The organism is Maridesulfovibrio pacificus (SeqCode) (genome assembly GCF_048612815.1).
Lineage (GTDB): Bacteria > Desulfobacterota > Desulfovibrionia > Desulfovibrionales > Desulfovibrionaceae > Maridesulfovibrio > Maridesulfovibrio pacificus.
This window is the reverse complement of sequence record NZ_JBLZNE010000001.1, coordinates 2,553,872-2,576,354: the sequence shown is the minus strand read 5'-3', so window position 1 is coordinate 2,576,354 and position 22,483 is coordinate 2,553,872. Positions and strand designations below refer to the sequence as shown.

Annotated in this window: 23 protein-coding genes; 12 read left to right on the top strand and 11 right to left on the bottom strand. The window is 48.5% G+C overall.

Annotated features, from left to right (window positions below; genetic code table 11):
• Positions 1-4: 4 nt before the first annotated feature.
• Positions 5-979 carry a TRAP transporter substrate-binding protein gene (locus tag ACNI23_RS11965; protein ID WP_420248965.1) on the bottom strand — a complete coding sequence of 325 codons (975 nt, stop codon included), beginning with the start codon at positions 977-979 and terminating at the stop codon, positions 5-7.
• A gap of 332 nt (positions 980-1,311) precedes the next feature.
• Here ACNI23_RS11965 and ACNI23_RS11960 point away from each other — a divergent pair, with 332 nt between their 5' ends.
• On the top strand, positions 1,312-3,282 hold the full coding sequence (locus ACNI23_RS11960) for a hydantoinase/oxoprolinase family protein (RefSeq protein WP_420248963.1): 1,971 nt from the start codon (positions 1,312-1,314) through the stop codon (positions 3,280-3,282).
• An 18-nt stretch (positions 3,283-3,300) separates the two neighbouring features.
• Positions 3,301-4,863 carry a hydantoinase B/oxoprolinase family protein gene (locus ACNI23_RS11955; RefSeq protein ID WP_420248962.1) on the top strand — a complete coding sequence of 521 codons (1,563 nt, stop codon included), beginning with the start codon at positions 3,301-3,303 and terminating at the stop codon, positions 4,861-4,863.
• Positions 4,864-5,084: 221 nt separating this feature from the next.
• On the opposite strand, the gene ACNI23_RS11950 is transcribed toward ACNI23_RS11955, so the two are convergent.
• From ACNI23_RS11950 to ACNI23_RS11940, 3 genes are read right to left on the bottom strand one after another with little or no spacing between them, the layout of a single operon-like run.
• Positions 5,085-5,639: an HDIG domain-containing metalloprotein gene (locus tag ACNI23_RS11950; RefSeq protein WP_420248960.1), complete on the bottom strand. Its 555-nt coding sequence runs from the start codon at positions 5,637-5,639 to the stop codon at positions 5,085-5,087.
• A gap of 25 nt (positions 5,640-5,664) precedes the next feature.
• The gene (locus tag ACNI23_RS11945; protein ID WP_015853084.1) at positions 5,665-5,988 is read right to left on the bottom strand and encodes an AzlD domain-containing protein; all 324 of its coding nucleotides are present in this window, start codon (positions 5,986-5,988) and stop codon (positions 5,665-5,667) included.
• Entirely contained in the window at positions 5,988-6,698 is a 711-nt protein-coding gene (locus ACNI23_RS11940) for an AzlC family ABC transporter permease (protein WP_420248958.1), read from the bottom strand. Before ACNI23_RS11940 ends, ACNI23_RS11945 begins: the two co-directional genes overlap by 1 nt.
• Before the next feature lie 136 nt (positions 6,699-6,834).
• Here ACNI23_RS11940 and ACNI23_RS11935 point away from each other — a divergent pair, with 136 nt between their 5' ends.
• Positions 6,835-8,265 carry an aminotransferase-like domain-containing protein gene (locus ACNI23_RS11935; protein ID WP_420248956.1) on the top strand — a complete coding sequence of 477 codons (1,431 nt, stop codon included), beginning with the start codon at positions 6,835-6,837 and terminating at the stop codon, positions 8,263-8,265.
• 172 nt (positions 8,266-8,437) lie between these two features.
• Here the strand turns inward: ACNI23_RS11935 and ACNI23_RS11930 are convergent, their stop codons facing one another.
• Positions 8,438-8,983: a tetratricopeptide repeat protein gene (locus ACNI23_RS11930; protein WP_420248954.1), complete on the bottom strand. Its 546-nt coding sequence runs from the start codon at positions 8,981-8,983 to the stop codon at positions 8,438-8,440.
• 130 nt (positions 8,984-9,113) lie between these two features.
• On the opposite strand from ACNI23_RS11930, the gene ACNI23_RS11925 reads away from it, so the two are divergent.
• The 3 genes from ACNI23_RS11925 (at position 9,114) to ACNI23_RS11915 (ending at position 12,504) form a co-directional block, all read left to right on the top strand.
• Positions 9,114-9,692, top strand: coding sequence for a hypothetical protein (locus ACNI23_RS11925; RefSeq protein ID WP_420248952.1), 579 nt, complete (start codon positions 9,114-9,116; stop codon positions 9,690-9,692).
• 27 nt (positions 9,693-9,719) lie between these two features.
• Positions 9,720-10,205 carry a MamS/MamX family magnetosome protein gene (locus ACNI23_RS11920; RefSeq protein ID WP_420248950.1) on the top strand — a complete coding sequence of 162 codons (486 nt, stop codon included), beginning with the start codon at positions 9,720-9,722 and terminating at the stop codon, positions 10,203-10,205.
• Between the two features lie 148 nt (positions 10,206-10,353).
• The gene (locus ACNI23_RS11915; protein WP_420248949.1) at positions 10,354-12,504 is read left to right on the top strand and encodes a Tex family protein; all 2,151 of its coding nucleotides are present in this window, start codon (positions 10,354-10,356) and stop codon (positions 12,502-12,504) included.
• A gap of 47 nt (positions 12,505-12,551) precedes the next feature.
• On the opposite strand, the gene ACNI23_RS11910 is transcribed toward ACNI23_RS11915, so the two are convergent.
• The 4 genes from ACNI23_RS11910 to cbiQ form a co-directional block, all read right to left on the bottom strand.
• Positions 12,552-12,887, bottom strand: coding sequence for a restriction endonuclease (locus tag ACNI23_RS11910; protein ID WP_420248947.1), 336 nt, complete (start codon positions 12,885-12,887; stop codon positions 12,552-12,554).
• A 187-nt stretch (positions 12,888-13,074) separates the two neighbouring features.
• The gene (locus tag ACNI23_RS11905; protein WP_420248945.1) at positions 13,075-13,473 is read right to left on the bottom strand and encodes a 3D domain-containing protein; all 399 of its coding nucleotides are present in this window, start codon (positions 13,471-13,473) and stop codon (positions 13,075-13,077) included.
• 24 nt (positions 13,474-13,497) lie between these two features.
• A complete protein-coding gene (locus tag ACNI23_RS11900) occupies positions 13,498-14,196 on the bottom strand; it encodes an energy-coupling factor ABC transporter ATP-binding protein (RefSeq protein WP_420248943.1) in 699 nt (232 codons plus the stop codon).
• Positions 14,193-14,966 (bottom strand): cobalt ECF transporter T component CbiQ, encoded by a 774-nt coding sequence (cbiQ, locus tag ACNI23_RS11895; protein WP_420248942.1) that lies wholly within the window; start codon positions 14,964-14,966, stop codon positions 14,193-14,195. Before cbiQ ends, ACNI23_RS11900 begins: the two co-directional genes overlap by 4 nt.
• 139 nt (positions 14,967-15,105) lie before the next feature.
• Between cbiQ and ACNI23_RS11890 the strand changes: the two genes are divergently transcribed.
• The gene (locus ACNI23_RS11890; protein ID WP_420248940.1) at positions 15,106-15,786 is read left to right on the top strand and encodes a methyltransferase domain-containing protein; all 681 of its coding nucleotides are present in this window, start codon (positions 15,106-15,108) and stop codon (positions 15,784-15,786) included.
• 71 nt (positions 15,787-15,857) lie between these two features.
• Positions 15,858-16,382 carry a shikimate kinase gene (locus ACNI23_RS11885; protein WP_420248939.1) on the top strand — a complete coding sequence of 175 codons (525 nt, stop codon included), beginning with the start codon at positions 15,858-15,860 and terminating at the stop codon, positions 16,380-16,382.
• Positions 16,383-16,426: 44 nt separating this feature from the next.
• On the opposite strand, the gene ACNI23_RS11880 is transcribed toward ACNI23_RS11885, so the two are convergent.
• Positions 16,427-17,203, bottom strand: a complete 777-nt coding sequence (locus ACNI23_RS11880; protein WP_420248938.1) for a dimethylarginine dimethylaminohydrolase family protein — start codon at positions 17,201-17,203, stop codon at positions 16,427-16,429.
• A 12-nt stretch (positions 17,204-17,215) separates the two neighbouring features.
• On the bottom strand, positions 17,216-17,674 hold the full coding sequence (locus ACNI23_RS11875) for a hypothetical protein (RefSeq protein ID WP_420248936.1): 459 nt from the start codon (positions 17,672-17,674) through the stop codon (positions 17,216-17,218).
• A gap of 186 nt (positions 17,675-17,860) precedes the next feature.
• On the opposite strand from ACNI23_RS11875, the gene ACNI23_RS11870 reads away from it, so the two are divergent.
• The 4 genes from ACNI23_RS11870 (at position 17,861) to ACNI23_RS11855 (ending at position 22,326) form a co-directional block, all read left to right on the top strand.
• The gene (locus ACNI23_RS11870; protein WP_420248934.1) at positions 17,861-18,625 is read left to right on the top strand and encodes a glycosyltransferase family 2 protein; all 765 of its coding nucleotides are present in this window, start codon (positions 17,861-17,863) and stop codon (positions 18,623-18,625) included.
• 2 nt (positions 18,626-18,627) lie between these two features.
• Positions 18,628-20,343 carry a tetratricopeptide repeat protein gene (locus tag ACNI23_RS11865; RefSeq protein WP_420248932.1) on the top strand — a complete coding sequence of 572 codons (1,716 nt, stop codon included), beginning with the start codon at positions 18,628-18,630 and terminating at the stop codon, positions 20,341-20,343.
• Positions 20,344-20,472: 129 nt separating this feature from the next.
• The gene (locus ACNI23_RS11860) at positions 20,473-21,759 is read left to right on the top strand and encodes a DUF401 family protein (protein WP_420248930.1); all 1,287 of its coding nucleotides are present in this window, start codon (positions 20,473-20,475) and stop codon (positions 21,757-21,759) included.
• 57 nt (positions 21,760-21,816) lie between these two features.
• On the top strand, positions 21,817-22,326 hold the full coding sequence (locus ACNI23_RS11855; protein WP_420248929.1) for a peptidylprolyl isomerase: 510 nt from the start codon (positions 21,817-21,819) through the stop codon (positions 22,324-22,326).
• Positions 22,327-22,483: the final 157 nt, after the last annotated feature.

The following is a 22,483-nucleotide window of genomic DNA, read 5'->3' as shown; positions in this document are numbered from 1 at the left end:
AATTCTACTTTTCGTAAGCCTTGATGGCTGCTTTAAAACCTTTCTTTGCACCCTTGAGGGTGTTTTCGAGCATAAGTTTAGCATCTCTGTTCAGCATGTCGCTGATTTCCTTGGAAGGTTCGGTGATAACAATCCCTTTTTCTTCAAGGATTTTAAGAGAATCATCGTTGCTTTTTGCAGACTGTTCCCACTGGTAGGCTTCAACTTCAGCAGCTGCCTTGAGCACTGCTTCCTGCTGTTTGGGATTCAGGGCATCCCAGTAATCCTGGTTGATGACCATCATGTTCAGGGGGAATGCGTAGTTGATTTTAGTGAAATATTTAAGGTTTTCCCAGAATTTGCCGTCTTTACCGGATACTGCGGAAGTCAGGACGGAATCAACCAGTCCGGTCTGCAGTGCGGAGTAAAGTTCACCCCAGGGAAGGGACATGGGGCTGGCACCTGCTGCGCGGAGCAGTTCTGCACCGTTTTTATCGTAAGTACGGGTCTTGAGACCTTCAAAATCAGCAGCGGTGTTCAGCGGTTCTTTGGTGAAAAGTCCGCTGGGAGGCCAGGGTGCGGCGTAGAGCATTTTCTGGTTCCAGCGGCGGCAGGCTTTATCGTAATAAGGTTTGGTTGCTTCGTAGAGTTTTTTTGCTTCAGCATAGTCTTTTGCCAACAGGGGCATGGAGCTTACGCCGAAAATCTGGTCGGAACCGGAAACAACACCCATGAGAATGTCGGACATGGGCAAGGTGCCGTCTTTAACAGTCTTAAGAAGTTCGGGGCCTTTGAAACCGAGGCTTCCACCGGGGTGGACGGTTATTTGTACTGAACCGGAGGTGTATTCGGCAACTTTGTCTGCAAAGAGCTTAGCGCCTTGGGAATGGAAGTTGGTAGCTCCGTAGATGGCGTTACAGTCCATCTTCAGGTCTGCAGCTTGAGCTGAAATGGCAAATGCCAGAACCATGAGCAAGGAAGTGATGATCCGTTTTAACATGAGTGACCTCCGTGTTGAGTTTTGCTTTTTTGTTATTTAGAAAATACTTTTCTTAAAGATGTCCGTTATTTGGGTTATAGTATTTATGAAAAATTAAAAAACTCGAAAAAATGGAAACAGTTTTTGCGAGTATTTTTAAAATAGATAATTTGTTTTTGAAGATGTTTTAGTGAATTAAGAGAGTTTATACACACAATTTTACAAAAATAAAATCTTTTAATTGTGGACAAAATTGGGTAATGTTCGCTCGAATCGAACAATATACACTAATTAAAATGACAAATCGCAGTTCTTGTTAGGGCGGTTTAGACATACTTAGCGGAGGATATATAGTGCTGATAATTGGAGTAGATACCGGAGGAACATTTACCGATTTCATTTATAAGGATGGAGACAAATGGGGCGTACATAAACGACTTTCAACCCCCCACGATCCTTCCGAGGCCGTAATTAACGGCATCAAGCATATCGCCGGAGACCGGGCTGTTCAGGTAGTCCACGGTTCCACAGTCGCCACCAACGCAATTCTTGAGCGAAAAGGTGTAAAAACCGCATTGATCACCAATGAGGGTTTTGAAGATGTGATCCAAATCGGCCGTCAGAATCGTTCCGACCTCTATGATTTATCTTTTTGTAAAAAGCCGCATATTGTTCCTTCCGAACTTCGCTTCGGAATAACCGGAAGAATCGATCACGAAGGAAACGAAATCGAGTCTTTTTCCGAAGAAAACGTGCAAGTTATTTTGCAAAGAATTAAAGATTCCGGTGTCGAATCCGTCGCACTTTGTCTTCTTTTCTCATATTTAAATCCCGATCATGAGAACAGAATGCGTGAGCTTTTGGACGCCGTTGGTGTTCCTGTTTCAGTTTCTCATGAAATTCTGGCTGAATTCCGCGAGTTTGAGCGAACTTCCACCACAGTCATCAACGCCTATGTTTCACCGAAAATGACCAAGTACCTGACCAAGTTACAGGATACTCTCGGTGATGATCCGCTGCGCATCATGCAGAGCAACGGTGGTTCCATCTCTGCTGAGACTGCAATGAATGAGTCTGTGCGGACCATTCTTTCCGGTCCTGCGGGCGGTGCTGTCGGTGCTCATGCCATCGGACAGATGGCAGGATATGACCGTCTGATCACCTTCGATATGGGCGGAACTTCTTCCGATGTTGCATTAATTAATGAAGAGCTGCCCCTGACCTTGGAATCCGCTATTGAGGATTATCCGGTCAAGGTTCCCATGATTGATATCCACACTGTGGGTGCGGGTGGCGGTTCCATTGCCCGTCTCGATGCTGGTGGCTCGCTGACTGTTGGCCCTGAAAGTGCCGGTGCTGATCCCGGCCCGATCTGCTACGGCAAAGGTTCTGAAATCACCGTTACCGATGCCAACCTCTATCTTGGTCGCCTCATTCCCGAGCATTTCCTCGGCGGAGAAATGTCTCTTGAGACCGAAAAGCTGAATGAAGCAATGGAAGCAATGGCTGAAAAAGCAGGGCTTACTCCGGTAGAACTGGCCGAAGGTATTCTCGATATCGCCAATACCAACATGGAGCGTGCCATCCGCGTGATTTCTGTTGAGCGCGGCTTTGACCCCCGCGAGTTCACCATGTTTTCCTTCGGCGGTGCGGGCGGCATGCATTGCGCCTTCCTTGCGAAGCTGCTCTCTATTCCCAAACTGTTCATTCCTAACAACCCCGGTATCCTTTCCGCTGTAGGTATGGTCATGGCTGACGTTATCAAGGACTACTCCCTGACCGTCATGCGCGACCAGCACAATACTAACGATGTGGATCTTGAAGAGCTTTTCGCTCCGCTGGAAGCGCAGGGGCGTGCTGATCTGGCTGAAGAGGGATTTACTGACGAAGACATAATTGTCGAGCGTTTTCTGGATATGCGTTATCAGGGCCAGTCCTTTGAGATCATCGTGCCTTTCAGCGGTGACTGGATTGAAGAATTCTCCCGTCTGCATAAACAAAACTACGGCTACCGCAACGATGACAAAACCGTTGAAATCGTCAATATCCGCCTGCGCACCAAGGGTATGCCCACCAAGCCGGAGTTCCCGGAAGCTGGTGCACTGGTCTCTGAGATGGACCCCGAAGCACTGCTCGGAACCACAGAGACCGTATTTGATTCCACCAAGATGGAAACACGTATTCTCGACCGTGAAAAGCTTAAGCCCGGTAATAAGGTCGACGGTCCGGCAATTATCATCGAATACAGCTCCACTCTGGTTATCCCGCCCTTTGCGGAGGGTGAGGTCGATCCCTACGGCAACCTTATTTTCGACATCGAGTAGTCAGGAGGTTTATATATAATGAATGTGAATCCGATCCTCCTTGAGGTTTTCAAGAACAGGTTTGCGGCCATCTCCGAGGAAATGGGTGTGACCCTTACCCGTACCGCTTTCTCCCCCAACATCAAGGAAAGGCGCGATCTTTCCTGCGCTGTCTTTGATCATAAAGGTGACATGGTTGCGCAGGCAGCACATATTCCGGTGCATCTCGGTTCCATGCCGCTTTCCGTGAAATCAGCTATTGAAAACAGCGATTTTAAAGAAGGCGATATGGTCATGCTCAATGACCCGTTCAAGGGTGGAACCCACCTGCCGGACATCACCCTAGTGGCTCCGGTATTCTGTGAAGGTTCCACCGAGCCTGCTTTCTACGTAGCCAACCGCGCCCACCATTCCGATGTGGGTGGTATGGCTTCCGGTTCCATGCCGCTTTCTACTTCCCTTTATCAGGAAGGGATTATCATTCCCCCGGTAAAGATCGTGGAAAATGGCGAGATTGTTCCCGGTGTGATGACCCTGCTGCTCAACAACGTACGTACACCGGTGGAACGTGAAGGCGATTTCGCAGCGCAGATCATGGCTAATATCACCGGAGTTACCAGACTCAAGGAACTTATTGAGAAGTATGGTTTGCAGAAAGTAGACTTTTACGCTGCCAGCCTGAACGATTACGCAGAGTCCATCACCCGCAACACCATCAAATCCATCCCTGACGGTACCTACCAGTTCACCGACTACTTGGATGGCGATGGCGTGGATTGCGAAAATGTACCCATTTCCGTGACCATGGAAGTGAAGGGCGACAGTGCCAAGCTCGATTTCACTGCTTCCGGTGATCAGGTGACCGGAAGTGTTAACGCGGTCCGTTCCATCACTCTTTCCGCTGTGCTTTACGTGTTCCGTTCACTCATTGAAGGAGACGTGCCCACCAACGCTGGTATCCTGCGTCCCATCGAAGTGCTGACCCGCAAAGGCTCCATTCTCGATGCAAACTTCCCCGCAGCTGTTGCAGGCGGTAACGTGGAAACTTCCCAGCGCGTTGTTGACGTTGTCCTCGGTGCGCTTGCCGAAGCTATTCCGCAGCGCATCCCCGCAGCAAGTCAGGGAACCATGAACAACATGACCATCGGCGGCATGGACGAGCGTACAGGCAAGCCTTTCGCATACTACGAAACTCTCGCCGGAGGTATGGGTGCATCCGCAACCTGCCGTGGTGAGCATGCCACTCATTCGCACATGACCAACACCCTGAATACTCCGGTGGAAGCGCTTGAGTACAGCTATCCGTTTCGAGTAAAGACCTACTGCATCCGCAAGAATACCGGCGGGGCAGGCAGAATTCCCGGCGGTGACGGTCTGGTGCGTGAGATTGAGCTGCTTTCCAGTTGTGAAATCACCGTGCTTTCCGAGCGTCGCGTAAATGCGCCTTACGGTCTTCAGGGCGGAAGTCCCGGAACTCCCGGCAAGAATATTCTGATCCGTGATGGTGAGGAAATTGTGAAGCCCGGTAAGTTTCATTCGCCGCTCAAGAAAGGCGATATCATACGCATGGAAACTCCCGGAGGCGGCGGCTGGGGTAAATAATTTTTATGCCTCCGGCGGCCAGAGAACCCTTTTGCAAAAGGGGTCTCTGGACTCTCCCAAAACCTTTTATTAAGGCTTCGCCGCTAGCGCGGAGGAGTCGTTCTGATTAAACGAACCTCAAAGCGGTCCGACATTTCTGGCAAATGTCGGACCGCTTTTTTGGGTGATTGTTCCAGCAGGGAACAAACGTTTGGAGTTCAAACAATTAAAAATATTTTAGTTTATTCCAATCCAACTTCGGGTGCGACTTTGGTAATGGCTTCAATGGACAGGGCGAAAAAGTCTCCCAGTTCGAGGCCGATCTTGTCACATTCTTTGATGATCTCGCGATCCACGCTGGCTGCGAAGGCTTTGGCTTTCATCTTTTTCTTGAGGCTTTTGGGTGCCATGCCGTTCATTTTTTCAGGACGCATGAGCGCGTTGGCGTGGATGAGGCCGGTTACTGTTTCACCGCAACGCAGGGCAAAATCAAAATCGGTCTGCGGCGGCACTCCGGTCATGTCACCGTTGTGGGCTCGGATGGCCTGAATTGCTTCTTCTGGCAGCTTGCCTTCGAGCATTTCTGCTGCGATTAGTCCGTGTTTTTCCGGGGTCTCGGCAGTCTCGCTGTAATCAAGATCGTGCAGCAGTCCGGTTATGGACCAGAGTTCCACATCCTGACCGAGTTTTTCAGCCAGAGCGCCGAGTACAGCCTCGGATTCGAGGGAATGCTGGATCAGGTTTTCTTCTTTTACATTTGACTTGAGCAGTTCAAGTGCTTCATCACGTGAAATCATTTTTGAAATCCTTTTGTTGCTGAAATTACAAGAAATATCTGGCTGCTGCCACCAGTCCCATGCCGACAGCCACGGTGCCGAAGAAATTACGGGTGAAAATGGCTACCGCAAAGGTAGGTACTGCTACCCAAAAGTAAAGGTTGCTGAAAGTCAGATCGATTACTCCTTCGGGCGCAAGCAGTGACGGGGCCAGAAGAGCAGAAAGAACCGCAGTTGGCACATAAGAAAGCCACTTGGCCACGATGGGCGGCAGGTCGCGGGAGCTCAAGGCTATGGCCGGGAGCATGCGCGGAATGTAGGTCACTGCCATCATGCCGAAAAGGGTGAAAAGTATTGTCTGCTGGTCCATTATTTATTCCCCCATTTAACTGCTGCACCGAGTGTTGCGCCGATCAGGGTGGCGATGATTACATTCCACTGTCCTGCGCCGCCGAGAGCCAGTGCGGTTGATAAAAGTCCGGTGATGAGCCCAACAATGACATGACTCTTGTCCTTGATCTGGAAAATGAGCAGGGCGATGAACATGGCCGGAAGAGCGTAGTCGAGCCCCATGGGTTTTACGTCATTTATGAGTGTGCTGGAAAATATACCCAGCACGGTACCACCCACCCATGCCGCTTGGGCAATGGAGTTGATCAGGAATGTTTCGCCTTTGTGGGTATCTCCTTTTGCAAAGCGGGTGGAGTGGACAGCGAAGCTTTCATCGGTGAGCTGAAAGGTGAAACCTGCTATCTCCAGTTTGCTCCATTTCTTCAGGTAAGGGGAAAGGGCCGCTGACATGAGCATGTGGCGCAGGTTTACGATGAAGGTGGTAATGATTACCGAAAGTGCGGAAGCCCCGGAAGCGATTAGCCCTACTGCGATGAACTGTGCTGATCCGGCAAAAACTATCAAGGACATTATCACCGTATTATCAATGGAAATTCCAGACTTGCGCGCCAAAACTCCATAAGCAAATCCCACAGGAAGATATCCCAGCACGATGGGCAGGGCCTGCTTGAATGCCGAAAGCAAGACATTGTTTTGTTTTATTTTTTGGGAATTCATTACTGATTCCATACTCACCTCTCCCATTTGTGAAATTCAATTTTGCTATTTCGATTCGCTTGCTAGTCTACATGAAATCTGACATCAGTACAGATACAGATTTTAGAAATATGAATCGTAACAGTTTTAGTTTCTGAGGTTAAAAACAATGAATCTGGACAGTTCAGACAATCAGTACAGATATAAAAAAGTTGAGCAGGAACTTTCAAAGCATATTGAAGCCGGTGATCTTGTTCCCGGAGACAAGCTGCCGTCTCTGCGCCAGATGAGTAAAACTCTTAAAGTCTCCATTTCAACTGTTTCGCATGCTTACGAAGAGCTGGAAAAACGCGGTCTCATCGAATCCCGTCCGCGCTCCGGCTATTATGTGCGCAGCGAATTCCGATCTATTCCCACTCCGGAGATTAAAACCACCCAGAAGCTGGAGCCGCATGCGGTCACCAAAAACAAGCTGATCAACACCGCTCTCGAAACTGTCGGGAATAAGGACCTGCTGCCGCTGGGTGTTGTCTGTCCCAGTAATGACCTGCTGCCTACCCGCCAGCTTGCCAAGATCATGAACAGCGTTATCCGGGAAAATCCGCTCGATACCGCCGGTTATGAAATGATCCCCGGCAACCTCGACCTGCGTCGCCAGATAGCGTTCCGATCCGTGGATTGCGGTTCCAATGTTACCGCTGATGAATTGATCATCACCACTGGTGCCATGGAAGCCCTGTATATTTCTCTGCGCACCCTGACCCGCCCCGGCGATCTGGTCCTGATCCAATCACCTTCCTACTACTGTTTTTTGCAGTTGGTGGAGAATCTTGGTTTGCGGGCCATTGAAATGCCGTCCTGTCCCAAGCGGGGGATCAATCCGGAACGGGTGGAGGATATCACCCGTACATTCGACATTAAGGCTTGTATTTTTTCACCCAACTTCAACAATCCCGATGGGGGACTTACTTCAGATGCCCGTAAGAAGGAGATTGTTGAAATCCTTGCCAAACGCAAAATTCCGTTAGTCGAGGATGATGTTTACGGGGAAATTTATTTTGGTGATTCCCGGCCCCGCACTTTAAAATCCTATGACCGTGAAGGCGGAGTTCTTCTCTGTTCATCCTTTTCAAAGACCATTGCCCCCGGTTATCGGGTAGGGTGGTTATCTCCGGGACGTTATCTGGAAAAAGCCCTTGAGATTAAGGCTACCACCAATGTCTCTTGCGTAGCCGCCACCCAGATGGCTATCGCCCGCTATCTGCGTGAAACCCTTTATGACCGCCATCTCAAGAAACTTCGTGCGGCTATGAAGGATCAGATGCAGAAGATGCGTACCGAGATCGGTCTCGCTTTCCCCGAAGGTACCAAGGTCACCAATCCCAAGGGTGGTTCAGTGCTCTGGGTGGAGCTGCCCGAAGGTAAAGACGGGGTGGAGCTTTTTTTCAAAGCCCGCGAAGAAGGTATCGGCATTGTGCCCGGAACCGTCTTTTCGCCGCAGGATGTATTTTCAAATTACATCCGGCTGTCCAGCGGGTCACTCTGGAGTGACGAAATCCAAGCCGGAGTCCGAAGGCTTGGAGAACTGGCTGCTGAGTAGTGTTGTAAATTTGTAGCAGAGGGATAGTTTAGCGGGCTTGTACGAAATTGCTTTTTTACAGCAAAATTTATTAAACAATGCTGCGAAGCATGTTGATAAGTTTTGAGAGGAGGGGGGTTGGGGAAGGAGATCTTTCTCTAAAAGTTCCCCTTCCTTAGACCCCGGAGGCTTCTTAAGCTATCATAGAAGTTTCTTCGATTACTTTTTCCACCATGTTGGCGGCATCTTCGAAGGATGCTTCGGAATCTGATTCAATGAGCGCTATTTGCAGGTTTATTTCGCGCTGCAGGGTAATGTTTTCCGGATCGAAATAGAGTTTCCAGACAGGGAGTGCCTTTTTCCCGGCTCCGGCGCGGCAGAGTAGCAGACCGAGGTATAGATAGGAGAAGTTGTCCTTTCCGAGGATGCGGATGGCACGTTCGAATTCAACCTTGGCCTGAATGTATTTTTCGGCTTTGTATAAGCAATGGCCAAGTCTTTTGCGGGCATCGGCGTTTTGCGGCTCGGTCTTGATGAATTCTTTGTACTTGGCGGCAGCTTCTTCAAAACGTCCGTTTTCATAGGCTACGTTTGCTTCGGCCAAAGTATCTAAATTGACTTCCTTGGCGGCAATGGGTTTAGCCGCGCTCTGGGCCTGTTCACGGTCTTCTTTTTTTCTGAATCCACCGAAAAGGAATCCTCTTCGGGAAAGTTTTTGGGCCTTTTTTTTATCCGACATATGCTCCTCCGCTTTGAAAACTGCCGGAGTGTAACGGCAAAACAGCCGAACGCCAAGTTTAAACTCAATCTATGGACATATGGATACTGCCGTTATAAAACTATGTATCTGTAAAAAGTATGAGGTTGCCATGAAAAAAATATTGCTGATTCTGGTGTTCTGTCTAACTTGCGCTTCTTGCGCCAAAGTCGAGAATTACAGCACTCCTTTTGATACCGGAGGGAAGGTTTACAAGCTGGCTTTGCTTCCGTGGCAGACAACCACTATGGATTTTGATTTGAAATACCGTTGGCGCATGGTCCAGTCTTTGCGCAGCGCGTGCAAACAAGCCGGTGCTTTTGAGCTGAAATGGTCGGTTTATCCCGTCAATGGTGGTGATGTTGAGATCCTTGAAAATATTAAGAAGTCCAGCTTGTGGGAACGGCGCAAGTATGGAAAGCAGTATCCGGTTGTGGCGGAAGTGCAGGCCGTGCTTTCCGGTTTGGATACTGACTTGGCCCTTCTTTATGATCTTTCGGCTGATAATGCTGTGGGTGCTCGCGATGATATGGATGGTTACCGCGCTGACTATGTCCGTTTATTTTTGGTGGATGTAAAGACCGGAAAAGTCGTGGTTGAGTTTGATCGTACAGATTTTACGAACGTCGGGGCCGACTATACTATTAAGCAGGTTGCCTTGCGTGCCTTTAATAAATGGCTTACCCAATAGAACGCTTGATTTATAAGGAGTTTTGTCATGAGTAAAATATTTTTTAAGAGTTTTTTTGTGGTCTTTTGTCTTGCTGTTCTGAGTGTTTCGTCCGCCTTTGCCGGAGAAATGAATATTAAAGGCTGGGAAAAGGGTAGCGAATATGACTCCCTTTATGACAATACCGACCGTGATGTATTCAAAGGAACGCTCTTGAAGATTGAGGAGATTGAACCTTTGGGCGGTATGGCTGGAGGTATCGGTCTTTTGGTTAAAGACAAGGAAGACGGCGAAGAAGTGCTTGTTCATCTTGGCCCGAAGGATTTTGTTGAGCCGCGCATTAAAGATCTGCGTCCCGGCGCGCGGGTAAAAGTTTATGGTGTACTGGTTGAGATAGACGGAGAGTATGACTATATGTGCGCAAAGCTCAAAGCAGGGGAAGATCGAAAGTACAAGTTTCGTTTGACCAAGGACGGTACTCCCTTCTGGTCCCTTTCTCCCGAACAACTTAAGAAAGAAGAATCAACTGAATAATATATTTATCCGGTGGCAGGCGAAGCCCTAATAAAAGTTTTGGAAGAGTCCAGAGGAACTTTTTACAAAAGGTTCCTCTGGAACTCGGAGAGCCGCCGGAGGCATAATCTTTTTAACAAGCGCGAAGCGCATCAAAGTACCTGCCTTTATGAATTCTACAAATATATCCCGTATTTCGTCTGAACTGAGTATTCCTGATAAGAATGTAAAAGCTGTTGTGTCCCTGCTTGATGAGGGGGCTACTATTCCTTTTATTTCCCGTTACCGTAAAGAAGCAACGGGCAGCCTTGATGAAGTTGCGGTTGCTAATATCAGCGACCTTTTTGAGAAGCTTAAGGAGCTGGATAAACGCCGCGAGACTGTTCTCAAATCCATTGAAGAGCAGGGTAAGCTTGATGACGGTCTGCGCAAGAGAATTGACGCTGCCGAAACCATGCGCCAGCTTGAAGATTTGTATCTGCCTTACAAACCAAAGCGTAAAACCAAGGGGCAGGCCGCAATTCAGAAAGGCCTTGAACCTTTGGCTTATAAGCTTTTTGCCCAGAAGTGCGATCCTGTTCAGGAGGCACAAGCTTTTGTTTCAGCCGCCAAGGGCGTGGAGTCTGTGGACGATGCTCTTGCCGGGGCGCGTGATATCATTGCCGAGAAGATTGCCGAGAACACGGTCAGCCGTGAGGCGGTACGTTCTTTGTTTGAGCGCAAGGCCTTGATTGAATCCAAGCCCACCAAGGCAGCGCAGTCCGATGAAAACAAGGACAAGGCTTCCAAGTTCAGGGACTGGTTTGATTGGCGCGAGCCTGCAAAAAAGGCTGCGGGCCACCGCATTCTAGCCTTGTTCCGTGGTGAGCGTGATAAGTTTCTGAAGGTATCCATCCGTCCGGAAGAAGCCGAAGGTCTGGATATTCTGCACCGCAAGCTGGTCCGTTCCAGTTCAGCCGCTTCCAAACAGGTAGAGCTGGCAGCAACTGATTCCTACAAACGTTTGCTGGCTCCGCAGATGGAAACCGAACTACGCGGAATGCTGCTGGAAAAGGCTGAAACTGAGGCCATTAATATTTTTGCCGCTAACCTGCGTGAAATTCTGCTGGCTCCTCCCTTGGGCGGTAAGCGGGTGCTGGCCCTTGATCCGGGTTTTCGTACCGGAGCCAAGCTGGTCTGCCTCGATGCTCAGGGTACCTTGCTTCACAATGAGACCATTTATCCGGTCACTTCTGAAGGCAAGAAGAAAGAAGCAGCGGGGATCGTTCGCTCTCTGGTTGATAAATACGACATCGAAGCTGTTGCCATCGGTAACGGTACTGCCGGACGTGAGACCGAGCAGTTCGTGAAAGAGCTGGACTTGGATAAATCCATTCAGGTGATCATGGTCAATGAATCCGGTGCTTCGGTTTATTCGGCTTCGGAGATCGCCCGTGAGGAATTTCCTGATTATGACATTACCGTGCGCGGGGCTGTTTCCATCGGGCGCAGGCTCATGGACCCGCTGGCGGAGCTGGTCAAGATTGATCCCAAATCCATTGGTGTGGGCCAGTATCAGCATGATGTGGATCAGAAAGGGTTGGCTGAAAGTCTCGGCAGGGTTGTTGAATCATGCGTGAACATGGTTGGTGTTGAGCTCAACACTGCCAGTGCGCGGTTGCTGCAATCCGTTTCCGGTCTGGGGCCGGTACTGGCGGCGAATGTGATCAAATTCCGTGAGGAAAACGGCCCTTTCAGTTCCCGCAAGGAATTGCTCAAGGTTCCCCGTTTAGGTCCTAAAGCTTTTGAACAGAGCGCTGGTTTCCTGCGTATCCGCGGGGCCAAAAATCCGCTCGATGGAACTGCGGTGCACCCGGAACGTTACACAGCTGTAGCAGGGATTGCCAAGGACCTCGGCGCGGATGTTGCCGACCTGATTAAGTCTTCCGAGTTGCGGTCCAAGATCAATCTGGAAGATTACGTTTCCGATGATCTCGGCTTACCGACTCTAAAAGATATCATGAAGGAACTTGAAAAGCCGGGACGTGATCCGCGCAAGCAGTTCGAAGCTGTGGAATTTGATGATTCCGTTAAGGAAGTTTCAGACCTGCGTGAAGGTATGATCCTTAATGGTATTGTGACTAATGTCACCGCGTTCGGGGCTTTTGTGGATATCGGGGTGCATCAGGACGGGCTGGTTCATATCAGCCGTATTGCTGACGAGTTTGTGCGTGATCCTGCAACTGTTGTTCATCCGGGACAGGCATTGAAAGTCAAGGTTTTGGATGTCGATATTCAGCGAAAGAGGATATCTCTGAGTATGCGTCAATCTGATATGTAGAAAAAATAAACCGGGAGTCAGTTGAACTGACTCCCGGTTTTTTAATTTTAAAGTCCGGGAAGCATGAGATGGCTTTTTTCAATTTGCCGTTTTCTGCGTTTCTGCATGGTCTTTGGGTGGACACCAAAGCGGAAACGGCGAATCACGCATTCTTTTTCCTTACAATCGCGGATAGCCTGACGGTCGCCGACGGTACAGGCAAGGCAGTGCCTGCGGATGGCCCGGATGCAGGTTCGCTGTGACTCCTCGGTCTTGGGGCCGCGCAGATCATAAAGAGAGCAGTCGCTGTCCTCACATTCCCTGACAAGCTGCGGGCTGCCGCCCATACACCACAGGCAGTAGGCCCTGATGGACTGATGAGGATTTCTTTTCCGTTCGCTCAATTTGTTCTCCATTAAACGCGGCAGTATTTTGTCGGGCAGGTTGATGCCCGTGGCCGCGAAAGCCCATCTTTACGTAAATCGGTGGTAAAAATAAAGAGCGGATCGACTTTGAGCGGAAAAGTTTTTGTAAGTCTTTGAATAGATGTACAAAAAAGGCGTATTCTCTTGTTGAATACGCCTTTTTTGATTATTGGTTTTCTTTCTTTTCAAAAGTGATGGTCACTTCCCGCTTGCCCCAGTCCTTTGCCGCCTGATTGTCGAGGCCCATATAGATGTCGATTTTGTTGGTCCAGCGTTTATTCATCTTGTCTTTGACTAAGTATTCGCCGGAAAGACCTTCGATTTTGACCTTGGTGTTGCGGATCAGTCCTTTCGGAATCAAATCCCGAGAAACAGCGATGGCTTTCATGCCCGGTTTGAGATCATCTCCCCATGCACCGATAAAGGGTGTGGAGGAGGTCTGGGAAACATGTGAGGTATAGGCCGTTGAAGCCACTTTCATAGTTACAGTCTTATCTTCTCCGAGACAGCCTGAAACTAGAAAAATTGCGGCGATAATGAGTATTAGGTTTCGAAATTTATACATGATGACTCCTATTTGTTTTTCCGCTTAGAGCTTACACTTTCCGTAGTCGTGATTGTCTTTGAAATTTGATGCTTCTCGCAGGATTTTACCTTTGCTGCAGGAATATTCCACTTCAGTGACCCTTACCAGAAAATCCAGATCGTGGGAAACCACCAGCATGGCGATATCCAGCGAATTCAGGATGTCGATCAGTCTTTCACGCATGGACGGATCAAGGTCGTTGGTGGGCTCGTCCAGTACTAATGCCTGTGGTTCCATAGCCAGCACAGTGGCTAGTGATACCAGTTTTTTTTCTCCACCGGAAAGGCGGTAGGAAACCCGGTCTTCATACCCTGACAGGCCCAGTGTGCAGAGGGCGTACTCGGCTATTCTTCGTGCTTCTTCCGGTGATTTCCCCAAATTAAGCGGTCCAAAGGCCACATCTTCCAGCACGGTCGGGCAGAATAGCTGGTCATCGGCCTGCTGGAAGAGCAAACCAACTCCTTTGCGCAGTTCCCGGAAATCTTTCTCGGATTTCATCTCACGCCCCAGAAAGCGGACCTGTCCTGACTGCGGTTTGAGCAGGCCCATTATGATATGCAGCAGGGTGGTTTTGCCTGAACCGTTGTGTCCGGTCAGTCCTATCTTTTGTCCTCTGTTCAGTTGGAAATCAACGTTGTTTAGGACATCATTTCCGGGATAGGAAAAATTGATATTATGCAGGGAAAATATGGACGAACTCACAGCAGGACCTCGATTTTATTCAACTCAAGAAAGATGAAAGTTGTGATGCAGCCAAGGGTTGCCAGCAGCAGGGCAAAGTCTCGTTTTCCTGTGCTGAAAGTGGTAAGGGTGTGGAATGTTCCGTCAAAGCCCCGGCAAAGCATGGCCTGCCAGACCCTTTGGGCACGGTCCAGACTACGTACCAGCAGCATACCCATAAGCCATGCATATGTGCGGTAGGTCCTAAGGTTAGTCCGGGGACTGAATGCGCGCATGACTGCGGCCCTGCGCATACGGTTGTACTCCATGCTCATCACATGCACGTAGCGCCAGCTGAACAGAAGCAGGCGGCAGAGTTTGTCCGGTAGCTTCAGGGACTGCATGGCTGCTCCAAGGGTTTGAACTTCCATGGTGGAGATCAGGGCAGTCATAGCGAGGATCACCCCGTTTGATTTCAGGGTGATGATTGCAGTGTAGATAATCCCTTCAAGGGTTGCGGTAAAAGGACCTATGTTGAAAAGCGGTTCTCCGGAGCGGGAGAAGGGCAGGAATATCCATAGAAAGAGGATAAAGAAGTTTACGATAAGCAGTCTTTTGAGCAGGTTTGATATTGATAAACGTGCTGCAATGGCGAATATAATACCGGCTGTCAGTACACTTACAGCTGCGGCAAGATTTGTAACCAGTGCCCCTGCAAGAGAAAAAAGGAAAGCGCAGGTCAGCCGGAATCCGGGATGCATGGAATGGATGATTGAGTTGCCGTAGGCAAATGGCTCAGTTAACTGCTGCAAAATAAACTCCTTATTTCGGCTTATTGGAGTAGCATGCATCTATACTCCATGCAATCTGAAACAAATCTTGAGTTAAGGACATTATGAAGCTATATGCAATCGTATATTTTTAATATTAACAATACTCTGGAAAATCCGTATGAGCAGAAACGCTGAATTGAAAAAGATTGTTGCAGAGGTTGGCGAAGATCTTATCTGGCGTCCGCTTTATGACTCAGAAAAAAAATTTCTCGCAGGGGGCATCGGTAAAGAAATCGACGGTCTAGACCCTGAATTCAAGGAGCTTGATTTCAAGGGTAAAACTGTTTGTGACCTTGGATGTAACATGGGATATTTTTCTTTTTATGCCTGGGAGAAAGGCGCGCGTGAGGTCGTAGGTTACGATCTGGAACCCAAGGTAGTCGCCGGGGCTAAAAAACTTGCTGAACTTTATTGTGCTGATAATGTAGATTTTTGCATTTGTGATTTTGCGAAAGAAGAGCCGGACCGGACCTTTGACATGGGCATGCTTATCGACATCATCGGAAAAACCGGGATAGGAAACGGTTGGTTGGATTCAATGCTGCGGGGCCTTGAAAAAAGGTCTGAATCAGAGATGCTGCTTACTTTTCGTCCAGTTTACATAGTTAATAGGCATTTGAACCTGACTACCGAGGAGCTTCTACAAATATATCATAAAGCAACTGTTGAAGATGATGTGTTTAATCTGCTCGATTACGTTATTGAATTCTATGCTGAGAATTGGGAAATGACCTATATTTCCAAAGAGCATCCAGAGAAGAAGTATTATAAAAATACCGTCCATTTTAAGCGCAAATAAACTTGCTCCTTGGGCTTAAGTGATTAAATTTTCCCTGTTCTATTTTATCTTGTGAAATATAAGGAATTGAAATGGCGAAAGAATATATTGAAATGATTGACATTGAGTATGTTGTTGATGAACAGGAAAAGAAAAGTGTTTATGTGCCGGGAATGGCAAAGAATATGCTCATAGGCGGGCGCGATTCAGGCAACGTGTTTATCCTGTGTTTGAATGACGAATTGCGTAAATCCATTGCCGCCAAGGTTGCTGATAAGCTGGGTCGGAAATATGTTATGGTCAGCCGCAGTGACGGTAATCCGGTGCTGGAAAAGGTTGCCGGGGGTGATAATCAGATCGTAAGCCTGCCGCGCGGTGCCGCCAAGTCCGAGAAAGTTCGTCAGATGCTCAAGGATAACGGCAAGGTCATGTTTATCATGTGCGATTTCATGAGTCTGCTGAATGCCTCTGACGGTTCAGACGATGCCCGAGAACAGATTTCGCTGATGCTCAACCGCTTTGAGCCAAGCTTCATGGAAGCCGCGCACCACATTGTGCGTTCGGATCAGAGCGAAGAAGAAATTTTGCAGGATGTTTTAGAGAAGATTGCTATTTAATGAAAAAAAGGCGTGGTGATTGTAATCACCACGCCTTTTTAATTTTACCAGCGTAAAGATAAACAGGTCAGTCCGCCGTCCATTTTGCGGAACTCTGACATGTCGATAAAATCAGGATTGAATCCGTTTTTATCCAGCAGTTCTGCTGTTTTTGGGAATCCTTGCGGAGCGAGCAGCTTTTGTCCCAGGTGTAGACAGTTGGAGCAGTACTCTTCGCCTTCGGGTACGATAATCTTTTTGAAACCGGCGAATTCCTCGCGCTCGGCAAAACGGGCGCTCATAATCAGGGTTTCCTCATCAAGGGCCGATAGCTCGGTCTTGAGATGGGGCATGCCGTTATCAAAGGGTACTGGAACAGTCTTGTATCCGAATCTGGCAGCGGCTTTGGCAAATTGCTCACACCCCTGTGCATTGGTGCGGCTGTCTATGCCCACGTAAAATGTTTTGCCCATGAGCAGTACATCGCCACCTTCCATGAGCCCGTCACCCTGCATACGGATAACGGCGTCTGTCTGGTCTGCGATTGCTGCGTCAATTGCATCTATTTCGCCGCGTCTTGATTCAGCTCCGGGGCAGGTCAGAAATGCTGCGGTTTCATTTCCATGCGGAATCATGACCGCGGTATCTTCCACAAACACGGAATCCGGGAATTCTTCTACCGCAGGCAGTACGGTCACACTGATTCCGGCCTGTTCAAAATATTCAATGTAATTTTTGTGCTGGGCACGGGTCAGTTCCATGTCCGGGCAGCCCAGGCCAGCTTCGGTAATTCCCTGCCCGAGGCTTTCCGCCGGGGTCCTGACAATTGCTTTGCTGAACATTTTCAGCCTCCTTTACTGGATTATCGCGTCTTTCTTTTTCTGCTCTTCGGCAATGAGTGTCAGCTTGGAACGGATGTAGGCACTGGCTATATTCCCGGCTTCATCGTCCTGAGAGGGAGCGAATGCTGCGATGTCTTCAGCTACCTGTTTTTCCATGCGCTCTGATTCCATGAACATGATGTAGACCAGCACCAGAGCGGAGTCGTTGTCCGGGGTGCCGCTGCAAAGTTCTTCAATCTGGTTGCGGGGTACGGTTTCCAGCAGACGCTCGACAAACATGTTGGCCCACTTATCATAAAGATCGGTAATGGGCGGGATCATGGATTTGATGTTGCGTACCGCGCCTTCATCAATATTAGGCATGGTCATGGCGATGAATTCTCCGAGAGCATCCTGACGTGCTTCTTCATCGGCAGTGCATTTATCCATGATGATTTTATAGATATATTTTTTGATTTCCGCTTCCTGCATTGTTTGTCTCCTGCTGCAAAGTTCATTAAAAAACTGATGTCTGGTTACTAAAAAGAGGGAGAGCAGGCAACAGCATAACTTGATTAGGATCGTGCTTTGGTGGTAAGCCAAAATCCAATCAGGAATAGAAGCACTTAAAGTGCATATAAATATTTAAGGCAGTAAATCTCAGGAGAGAACTAAAAAATGGTTAATGATAAAAAAGTCGTAATGGTTATGCCTGCTTATAATGCAGCATCTACCCTGAAAAAGACCTTGGACGAGCTGCCTGCAGATGTGGTGGACGAAATTCTTCTGGTTGATGACTGCAGCCGCGACGATACTGTTTCACAGGCTGAAAGCCTTGGCATTAAGACTGTGGTTCATACATGTAATACCGGTTACGGTGGGAATCAGAAGACCTGTTACCGCACAGCCCTTGAAATGGGGGCCGATGTGGTCGTCATGGTTCACCCGGATTACCAGTACACCCCGCTGATTATTTCAGCCATGGTTTCGCCCATTGCCAACGGAGTTTTTGATTGCATGCTCGGATCAAGAATTCTGGGTACCGGGGCGCGCAAAGGCGGCATGCCTCTCTACAAGTATATTTCCAATCGCGCTTTGACATGGTTCCAGAACCTGCTGGTGGGTTATCATCTTTCTGAATACCACACCGGTTACCGGGCTTTTTCCCGTGAATTGCTGGAAAGCATTCCTTTTGAAGATAACAGCGATGATTTTGTTTTTGATAACCAGATGCTCTGCCAGATTATTTATTCCGGCTATGACATCGGGGAAGTTACCTGTCCGACCCGGTACATGGATGACTCCTCTTCGATCAGCTTTGCCCGTTCTGTTAAATACGGTCTGGGCGTACTGCGCTGTTCCTGCGAAACCTTAGGTTACAGACTGGGATGGCTGAAAAGTGACTTTTTGAAGAACGTTCCCAGAAAAGGACAGGCGGAATAATCATGAGCGGTGCGAAAGTTGGAAATGAAATGAAGAAAGCCTTGATTGCTGCGGCGATTCTTTCCTCGCTGGTACTCATTGTCTATGGGCAGTGCGGTGGGTTTGAGCTGGTTACCTATGACGATGCCAGCTATGTAACCAACAATCAGCGGGTTATGCAGGGAATTTCCACCGAGAACATCGGCTGGGCTTTCAGCACCTTTCAACTTGCCAACTACCATCCACTGACCGTTGTTTCGCACATGCTCGATACCTCGCTGTTTGGGGATTCCGCTGGGGCGCGACATTTGGTCAACGTTTTTTTTCATCTTTGCAACGTGTTGCTGCTTTTTTTCTTTTTGCTCAAGGCAACTCGCGGATTTGATAAAGACGGGCTGATACCTTCATTTTTTGTAGCCGCTCTTTTTGCCGTACATCCGGTCCATGTGGAATCTGTGGCTTGGGTTGCAGAGCGCAAGGATGTGCTTTCCACATTTTTCTGGCTCAGCGCAATGCATAGCTGGCTGGTTTGGGCCAAAGATAGAAATATGGGTGCCTACGGGCTGACTTTTTTCTTTACCGGACTGGGGATTCTGGCCAAGCCTATGGTGGTGACCCTGCCTGCGGCTCTGGTCCTGCTGGATATATGGCCCCTGAACAGGGTGGATTTTGCTAAGAATCCTCTGGCACAGCTTGCCAAGCTGATTGTTGAGAAACTGCCTCTCTTCGGGCTTTCGATTCTGTCGTCTGTTTTGACTGTTATGGCTCAGCAGGGTGGCGGAGCCATGCAGACCGTGGAATCTTTCCCTCTGAGCCTGCGTGTCTCAAACGCGCTTGTCTCCTATGTGGCTTATCTCGGTGAACTTGTAGCCCCGGTTAATCTGGCGGTTTTTTATCCTTACCCGCATGAGATTCCAGTTTGGAAACCTGCACTGGCAGCCTTACTCATTCTTGCAATTTCCGCAGTTGCGGTCCGTTTCATTAAAAAATTTCACCTCGGTGCAGTGGGCTGGTTCTGGTATCTGGGTACACTCGTCCCGGTGATTGGACTGGTACAGGTTGGCGACCAGTCCATGGCAGACCGCTATGCATACATTCCTTTTATGGGAATTTACATGTTCATCGCTTTCGGAGTGGCGCGATTGGTCCGTGAAGGCCGTATTCCCGGAAAAACTGTCCTTGCGGCGGGGGCTGCCGTGGTTGTGGTGCTGCTGGCAGGGGCCTACACTCAGGCCGGACACTGGAAGGACAGCAAAGCTCTCTACACCCACGCTTTGGCAGTGACCAAGAATAACCACCACATGCATTACAATTACGGAAACCTTCTGGAGCGGGAAAAGAATTATACTGAGGCGGCAAAACATTTTAAAGCCGCGTTCGAGGCTGACCCTTCCCATTACAAGGCCATGACCAGCCTTGCCTCCATTCTGAGCAGAAAAGGTGATCCTTATACCGCTTTGGATCTTTATCAGCGTGCGTTGCAGATTAACCCGGATTATGCCCCTGCCCTCGGCAACCGTGGAATTGTATATATGCAACAGGGCAAATTCGAATCTGCTATAGCCGACATTCGCAAGGCTCAGCAGTTGGAACCGCAGCAGCCCAACCATATGATCAATATGGGACTTCTTTATTACATGCGTGGAGACAATTCATCGGCTAAAGAATGGTTGCGTAGGGCCTTGCAGATTGATCCGGATAACAAACTTGCCCGTAAGAATCTGGCTTTGATTCCCTGATTGAGTAATCAAGCTTTTTGAAGTATTGCCATTTTAGGAAGAATAATGTCTTCCCCCTCCTGTGTCCTTTGCTGATGTCTTTTCTTGCGTGTTGCGGGCCGTTAACCCTCTTTGCGTCCGGGGTGATCTATGGATTTTCTGCAAAATCTCCTTCCGTTGTTCAAAATCATATTTGTTTTTATATGTATGTTGGCCGGAATCAGGCTCAGGCTTGGTGTCGGCCCGTCCATTCTGGCCGGGGGCGGAGTTCTGGCTTTGCTTACTTCCATGAAGTTAGGCGAGGTTGTTAAGGTCAGTGCCGATGCTCTGGCAGACGATAAGACAATATTTCTCGCTTTGATCGTGGCTTTGATCATGATCTTATCAGGTTTGCTGGAGAAAACAGGACAAGCGGGACGGATTATGAATTCCCTGACCGGATATCTGAAAAGTCCCCGTTTGAGACTGGTATTTTTTCCGGCACTTATCGGTCTTCTGCCAATGCCCGGCGGGGCTATTTTTTCCGCTCCGATGATTCAGGAAGCAGCCAGCGGCCTTGATGTTTCAGGCCGGGATAAGGTGGTCATCAACTATTGGTTCCGGCACGTCTGGGAGCTCACTTGGCCTCTTTATCCGGGTATGATTCTGGCCGCCTCGTTGTGTGGTATGAGTATTTTTGAATATATAGGCTACACATTCCCCGGAGCTTTTGCCTGTATCGGGCTGGGTTGTTTTTTCTATTTGCGTCCTTCTGTCCTGCCTATGAAAAACAATGGGCAGGAAGCCGACGTTTCCGCTAACGGTCGTGATTTCAGAATTGTACTTAAAGAAGGGTTGCCGCTTATTGTTGCCATTGGCGGTGCATTTCTCTTTGAGACATTGTTGAGTCTGATTTTACCGGGTATTCCGTTTGAAATCGGAATCATTCTGGCTTTGTTGGCGGCTGTTCTCTGTTCCTTATTTGCCAACCCCGGTTCAATGTCCATTATCCGGGCCCTGCTGTTTGAGAAGCGATTCCTGAACATGATTTTCATGATTGTCTGCGTGTTTGTGTTTAAGGATATTCTTGGGGCATGCGGGGTTGTAGATGAATTGGCCCGTCTTGCAGGAGGGGAGGCCGCACTGATTGCCGCGGCGGTGTTTGTTCCGTTTCTGGTCGGTTTTATCGCCGGTATTACTCTGGCTTTTGTTGGCGCAGCCATGCCGTTGGTAGTCGGGCTGGTACATGCTTCCGGCTTGCAGGACCAGCTTCCGGCTTGGGCTGTTTTGTGTATGTTTTCAGGCTTTTCCGGGATTATGGCTTCTCCGCTGCACATTTGTTTCCTTTTGACTTGCGAATATTTCAAGGTGGATATGGTCGATGCATGGAAAAAGGTTGTCATTCCCAGTTTGATGCTTATGTTGCTCGGAGTAGCGTACTTTTACGTTTTATTGTAGATGATAAATCCCCTACGAGGGGGAATAAAGTAAGATAAAAAATCGGAGGAACTTAATATGTCCAATCCCATGGTACTGATGGAAACACCTGAAGGTGAAGTCCTGATTGAGCTTTTCGAAAAAGAAGCCCCCAAAACCGTAGAGAATTTCCTGCGTTATGTAGATGAAGACTTTTACGAAGGAACTCTCTTTCACAGAGTTATCAATAACTTTATGGTTCAGGGCGGCGGTTTCGACTTCTCCATGAAGCAGAAAGACACTCACGAGCCTGTAGAGAACGAAGCTGATAACGGCCTCAAGAATGAACTTGGCACCCTCGCCATGGCTCGTACCATGGATCCTCATTCTGCAACCTCCCAGTTCTTCATCAATGTGAAGGATAACGGTTTCCTCGACCACACTGCAAAGAATCCGCAGGGCTGGGGCTACTGCGTATTCGGTAAAGTTATCGATGGCATGGAAGCTGTTGAGAAAATCAAAAAAGTAAAGACCGGTTCTTACGGTCCCATGGACGATGTTCCGGTTGATCCCATCAGCATCATCTCCATGAAACGTTTTGAAGATTAATTGCTCAAAATGTAGATAAATGAATGTAAAACACCGGAAAGTATTTTCTTTTCGGTGTTTTTTTGTGTTTGACCTAGTGTATGATGTTCATAGAATAACGGTTTTAAATATATTGTTTTTTTGCTATGTCTTAATCTAATGGTGGAACTTGTTATTG

Coding starts and splice junctions, on each gene's coding strand:
- ACNI23_RS11945 (WP_015853084.1), bottom strand. CDS start 5,988: ATGGACCAGCAGACAATACTTTTCACCCTTTTCGGCATGATGGCAGTG.
- ACNI23_RS11880 (WP_420248938.1), bottom strand. CDS start 17,203: ATGTTCAGCAAAGCAATTGTCAGGACCCCGGCGGAAAGCCTCGGGCAG.
- ACNI23_RS11885 (WP_420248939.1), top strand. CDS start 15,858: ATGGCGAAAGAATATATTGAAATGATTGACATTGAGTATGTTGTTGAT.
- ACNI23_RS11965 (WP_420248965.1), bottom strand. CDS start 979: ATGTTAAAACGGATCATCACTTCCTTGCTCATGGTTCTGGCATTTGCC.
- ACNI23_RS11855 (WP_420248929.1), top strand. CDS start 21,817: ATGTCCAATCCCATGGTACTGATGGAAACACCTGAAGGTGAAGTCCTG.
- ACNI23_RS11955 (WP_420248962.1), top strand. CDS start 3,301: ATGAATGTGAATCCGATCCTCCTTGAGGTTTTCAAGAACAGGTTTGCG.
- ACNI23_RS11875 (WP_420248936.1), bottom strand. CDS start 17,674: ATGCAGGAAGCGGAAATCAAAAAATATATCTATAAAATCATCATGGAT.
- ACNI23_RS11860 (WP_420248930.1), top strand. CDS start 20,473: ATGGATTTTCTGCAAAATCTCCTTCCGTTGTTCAAAATCATATTTGTT.
- ACNI23_RS11865 (WP_420248932.1), top strand. CDS start 18,628: ATGAGCGGTGCGAAAGTTGGAAATGAAATGAAGAAAGCCTTGATTGCT.
- ACNI23_RS11940 (WP_420248958.1), bottom strand. CDS start 6,698: ATGGAATCAGTAATGAATTCCCAAAAAATAAAACAAAACAATGTCTTG.
- ACNI23_RS11870 (WP_420248934.1), top strand. CDS start 17,861: ATGGTTAATGATAAAAAAGTCGTAATGGTTATGCCTGCTTATAATGCA.
- ACNI23_RS11925 (WP_420248952.1), top strand. CDS start 9,114: ATGAAAAAAATATTGCTGATTCTGGTGTTCTGTCTAACTTGCGCTTCT.
- ACNI23_RS11915 (WP_420248949.1), top strand. CDS start 10,354: ATGAATTCTACAAATATATCCCGTATTTCGTCTGAACTGAGTATTCCT.
- ACNI23_RS11890 (WP_420248940.1), top strand. CDS start 15,106: ATGAGCAGAAACGCTGAATTGAAAAAGATTGTTGCAGAGGTTGGCGAA.
- ACNI23_RS11935 (WP_420248956.1), top strand. CDS start 6,835: ATGAATCTGGACAGTTCAGACAATCAGTACAGATATAAAAAAGTTGAG.
- ACNI23_RS11905 (WP_420248945.1), bottom strand. CDS start 13,473: ATGTATAAATTTCGAAACCTAATACTCATTATCGCCGCAATTTTTCTA.
- ACNI23_RS11950 (WP_420248960.1), bottom strand. CDS start 5,639: ATGATTTCACGTGATGAAGCACTTGAACTGCTCAAGTCAAATGTAAAA.
- ACNI23_RS11930 (WP_420248954.1), bottom strand. CDS start 8,983: ATGTCGGATAAAAAAAAGGCCCAAAAACTTTCCCGAAGAGGATTCCTT.
- ACNI23_RS11920 (WP_420248950.1), top strand. CDS start 9,720: ATGAGTAAAATATTTTTTAAGAGTTTTTTTGTGGTCTTTTGTCTTGCT.